The sequence below is a fragment of the Mesorhizobium sp. M4B.F.Ca.ET.143.01.1.1 genome (assembly GCF_004792275.1).
GTDB classification, from domain to species: Bacteria; Pseudomonadota; Alphaproteobacteria; order Rhizobiales; family Rhizobiaceae; genus Mesorhizobium; species Mesorhizobium abyssinicae.
In genome coordinates this window covers 1-317 of record NZ_SRSR01000245.1, presented here as the reverse complement: position 1 = coordinate 317, position 317 = coordinate 1, and the positions used below count along the sequence as shown (strand labels likewise).

Genomic DNA, 317 nt, shown 5'->3' with positions numbered 1-317 from the left:
GGCGTGCTGGTTTCGACACGGCGCGGCCGCGAGGACTATCACCGCAAGACCTGGCCGCGCAGGACACGTTGCAAGGAGGGCAATCTCGCCTTTTTCTACGATCACTACGGCTATGCGCGCTACGATTTCGTCGCCCAGATGGACGCCGACCACGTGCCGACGCCGACCTATTTGAGGGAAATCCTCTATCCCTTCGCCGATCCGGCCGTCGGCTATGTCTCGGCGCCCAGCATCTGCGACAACAACGCCGGCGAAAGCTGGGCGGCGCGCGGCCGCCTGTTTGTTGAGGGGATGCTTCACGGACCACTGCAATCCGG

Annotated in this window: 1 protein-coding gene; it reads left to right on the top strand. The window is 63.7% G+C overall.

Annotation, left to right across the window (positions count from 1 at the left end; translation table 11 throughout):
• Positions 1-317, top strand: a 317-nt coding sequence (locus EN786_RS36830; protein ID WP_281405035.1) for a glycosyltransferase, incomplete at both ends; no start/stop codon positions are given.